Below are 4,622 nucleotides of genomic sequence, written 5' to 3' on the forward strand. Positions count from 1 at the left end.
ACTGGGGATTTGGTTGTTTTCTAGCTTTATTTTAAATCCAAAAGTATGGATTTTGCAAACAATCCAAAAATAATTAGTTGAAAATCTGAAATAGTTGATTTAATTTTTTCTAATCTTGGAAGCTAAGGTCCTAATTAAAGTGCTTCTATACGAAAAAACCCGCAATCTTTTGACGCATTGCGGGTTCTTGGTTATAATAGTATTGAAGTTTACTCTTCTCCACCTTCAATGCCATGTAATTTTCCTAATTCAATATCGATATGCCATAATCCCATACCTTCTTCTCCAATTATATCAAATATTTCTAAGGCTCTTCTAGCGATAGTTTCTTCCTCTCTTTGTTCAGTAACGAACCACTGTAAGAAATTGAAAGTGGTGAAATCTTTCGTACTGAAACAGTGATCCACTAATTCATGTATTGATTTTGTCACCTTAATTTCATGCTCCAAGATCAGCTCGAAAACTTCTCTTAAGCTATTGAATTCATGCCTTATTTCACTGATTGCCGGTTGTCGTGCATGTCCGCCAGCTTCATTAATGTAACTAAAAAGTTTTAACATATGACCTCTCTCTTCGTCAGAATGGTCATATAAAAATTTTGAGGAGTTTACATAACCTTTTGTCTCGCACCACGAAGCCATTGATAAATAGTAAGCAGATGATTTTCCTTCCATTTCGATCTGCTGATTAAGTTTCTTTTCTGTTTCTATTGCTAATGATCTATTGGGTGTTATTAAATCTTTCATAATAATGTCATTTTTGTATTTTATGCATTATACATATAAATGGACAATAAAGTTGAATCAAAACTCAATCTGAAATTGGATTTCTTCTAAATATGGACTCAGTATAAATAATAGAGCATAAAAAAAAGGAGCTTTCATTTTGAAAACTCCTTTTAGTCTAACTCTTAAAACTAGATTCTTGATTCTAGAATCTTAATATTAACCTCTAGCTTTCGCTTCTTCCTTGATTTTATTTAATGCAGAACCAGCCTTAAACCACTCTATTTGAGTATCATTATAAGTATGGTTGGTTTTGATAACATCTTTGCTTCCATCCGCATGCACTACTTCAATAGTGATAGGTTTTTCCGGTGCAAATTCTTTTAAATCTAAGAAATTGAATGTATCGTCCTCCTGAATTTTATCGTAATCTTCTTCGTCAGCAAATGTTAAGCCTAACATCCCTTGCTTCTTCAAATTGGTTTCATGAATACGAGCAAATGATTTAACCAAAACAGCTTTAACACCTAAATGCCTAGGCTCCATAGCTGCATGTTCTCTTGAGGAACCTTCGCCATAATTATGGTCACCCACTACTATAGTCGGAATACCTTTAGCTTTGTATTCTCTTTGAGTAGCAGGAACAGCTCCATACTCTCCAGTGATCTGGCTTTTAACTTTATTGGTTTCTTCATTGAAGGCGTTTACCGCACCAATCAAACAGTTGTCAGAGATATTATCCAAATGACCTCTGAATCTCAACCAAGGACCAGCCATTGAAATATGATCAGTAGTACATTTGCCTAAGGCTTTGATCAGTAATTTAGCGCCAGTGATATTTTTTCCATCCCAAGCATCAAATCCTTCCAATAATTGTAACCTTTTAGAATCCGGAGCAACTTTTACTTCTACAGTGCTACCATCTTTTGCTGGAGCTTGGTATCCATTATCTTCTACTGCGAATCCTTCTTCAGGTAATTCAGCACCAAAAGGAGGGTCTAACTTCACTTGCTCTCCTTTTTCATTTGTTAAGGTATCTGTTAAAGGATTAAACCCTAAATCACCACTTATTGCAATTGCTGCTACCATTTCAGGTGAAGTTACAAATGCGTGTGTATTAGGGTTTCCGTCAGCTCTTTTAGAGAAGTTTCTATTAAAAGAGTGAACAATGGTGTTTTTCTCGCCTTTATCCGCACCAGTTCTTGACCATTGTCCGATACAAGGGCCACATGCATTAGTGAAAATAGTTGCGTCTAAATCTTCAAAAATCTTCAATAAACCATCGCGATCTGCAGTAAATCTAACTTGCTCTGATCCAGGGTTAATTCCAAATTCTGACTTCGTTTTTAATCCTTTCTCAACAGCTTGTTTTGCAATAGAGGAGGCTCTTGATAAATCCTCATAAGAAGAATTAGTACAAGATCCGATTAATCCCCATTCTACTTTAGTCGGCCATCCGTTTTTTTCTGCCTCCGCTTTTAGTTCTGAAATTGGAGTAGCTCTGTCTGGAGTAAAGGGACCATTTACATGTGGTTCTAATGTTGAAAGGTCAATTTCGATCACTTGGTCAAAATACTGCTCAGGATTGCTATAAACCTCATCATCACCGGTTAAATGTTCACGAACTTCATTGGCAGCATCAGCAACATCATTTCTATCTGTTGATCTTAAATAACGCTCCATAGCGTCATCATAACCGAAAGTAGAAGTTGTAGCACCGATTTCAGCCCCCATATTACAGATCGTTCCTTTTCCAGTTGCAGAAAGAGATTGTGCTCCAGGACCGAAGTATTCTACGATAGATCCTGTTCCACCTTTCACAGTTAAAATGCCAGCTACTTTTAATATAACATCTTTAGCAGAAGTCCAGCCGTTCAATTTTCCAGTTAACTTTACACCAATTAATTTAGGGAACTTCAATTCCCATGGCATTCCAGCCATTACATCTACTGCATCCGCACCACCAACTCCTATTGCTACCATTCCTAAGCCACCAGCGTTTACAGTATGAGAATCGGTTCCGATCATCATTCCCCCAGGGAAAGCATAATTTTCCAGAACTACTTGGTGTATAATACCTGCACCTGGTTTCCAGAAGCCAATTCCATATTTATTTGAAACCGATTCTAAGAAATTAAAAACTTCTCCAGAAGCCGTTAAAGAACTTCTTAAATCTTCCTTTGCGCCTTCTTTAGCTAAGATCAGGTGATCACAATGTACGGTAGAAGGAACTGCAGCTTGATCTTTTCCCGCTTGCATGAACTGAAGAAGTGCCATCTGGGCTGTTGCATCTTGCATGGCTACTCTATCTGGAGCGAAATCTACGTAAGATTTTCCTCTTTGAAATGCGTTTTTTGCTTCCCCATCCCATAAATGTGAGTAAAGTATCTTTTCAGATAAGGTTAAAGGTTTGTTGACTACCTGTCTTGCAGCAGTGATTTTTTCACTCATTCCAGCATAAACAGCTTTAATCATGTCTATATCAAAAGCCATATTGTTATTTTTAATTTAAAATTCTCTGATTTTCTGCAAAGATACAAAATCAACACTTTTATCCTATGAGGGAGACGGGATTATCTGTATTTGTAAAAGTTCTAATTATCGATATAAATAACTGTTGTATAGAAAGTTAAGGTTGTATACTTAAAGTTTTACTTGTTTTTTATTGTTTAGAATATTGAATCACTTATATTTGAATTGGGATGGAAGCAAGCAAAGTTATTTGTTCCTTTTGTATGTAAATTTAGATAGATTCTTCTTTTCTTTCGATTAATTTATAAGAAATGTACTAAAAGGAGTTAGATTTGTGGTTAATTAATTTGGCAAGTAATTACATTTACAGTGTTTAAAGAAGTACTTAATATGAATAGGTTTATAGCAATAGTGGTATTTGTAATTTTAGGTGTGCCTTTTATGGCTTACTCACAAAATTGCACAATAAAATTTGATTACAGTGTAGAAAAAGAGGAAGGAGTTTATTCTCTGACCTTAAAAAATGAGAATACGTCAGGCTCGTTTGAAGTGAAACTTTATGACTTAAATAATGGAAAAATTATTGACACGAAAACGCTACAATTTTCTAGCGGGGAAGAAAAGTTATCATTTTTAAATATTGTACCAGGTCGATATGCAATCTATATAAAAGACAATAATTGTAATATATCAAGGACTTTAGGAGGACCGACTGGTATAGATTTAACCTCTGAATGATTTAGGATATGAATAAACTTTACACCAAAATATTTGGCTTATCATTAGTATTTTTTCTTTTTGGAGCAATTTCAAATCAAAGTTTGAATGCACAGTGTCCTACGGCAGGCGCTGCAAATAAAAGCCATACAGACATTAGCTGCTTTGGAGCGGATGATGGTACTATTACTGTTGAAATGACTGATGGCACTGCTCCTTTCCAGTTTGATTTGTACGATAATAATACTGGAACATTTGTGACCCTTTCTGTTACTGAAAATCAATTACCTGACGGACGAACAGTAATTTATTCAGATGTCCCTCCTTCATCTTATCAGGTAGTTGTGTTTAAGGCAGGATGTACTCCTGTCCAAGTTTCTGACGGATTTACTGGATTTTTGATTGAAGAACCATCACTTCTAAGTGCAAACGTTGTAAGTATTATCAATGATTGCGATGGAACTGGGAGTGGTGCAATAGATATTGATGTTGCAGGAGGTATCGCCCCCTATTCTTTTGCATGGTCCGGACCAACTGCAGGGATTGGTGATACTGATAATCCAATAAATTTGAATGCAGGTGCCTATGATGTTGTTGTGACAGATGATAATGGCTGTACAACTAATATTAACGGTATTACAGTAGATGTTGGACCGAATGCGGGAGTATTCACAGGCACGAACGGAGCAGCCTGTAACGATTCGGCCT

4 protein-coding genes are annotated in these 4,622 nt (G+C 36.0%); 2 read left to right on the forward strand and 2 right to left on the reverse strand.

Translation table 11 applies throughout. The features are described from left to right. Positions 1-209: 209 nt before the first annotated feature. Together AAC601_RS18915 and AAC601_RS18920 are read right to left on the reverse strand one after the other, a co-directional pair. Entirely contained in the window at positions 210-746 is a 537-nt protein-coding gene (locus AAC601_RS18915; protein ID WP_303268457.1) for a ferritin, read from the reverse strand. Between the two features lie 198 nt (positions 747-944). Continuing rightward, positions 945-3,218: an aconitate hydratase gene (locus AAC601_RS18920; RefSeq protein WP_340154119.1), complete on the reverse strand. Its 2,274-nt coding sequence runs from the start codon at positions 3,216-3,218 to the stop codon at positions 945-947. Positions 3,219-3,587: 369 nt separating this feature from the next. On the opposite strand from AAC601_RS18920, the gene AAC601_RS18925 reads away from it, so the two are divergent. Both AAC601_RS18925 and AAC601_RS18930 read left to right on the forward strand, forming a co-directional pair. Further along, on the forward strand, positions 3,588-3,935 hold the full coding sequence (locus AAC601_RS18925; protein ID WP_340154120.1) for a hypothetical protein: 348 nt from the start codon (positions 3,588-3,590) through the stop codon (positions 3,933-3,935). An 8-nt stretch (positions 3,936-3,943) separates the two neighbouring features. Further along, the coding region (locus tag AAC601_RS18930) for a SprB repeat-containing protein (RefSeq protein WP_340154121.1) at positions 3,944-4,622 on the forward strand (679 nt) is incomplete at its 3' end.

This window comes from uncultured Marivirga sp. (assembly GCF_963974845.1).
In the GTDB taxonomy this organism is placed as follows: Bacteria; Bacteroidota; Bacteroidia; order Cytophagales; family Cyclobacteriaceae; genus Marivirga; species Marivirga harenae.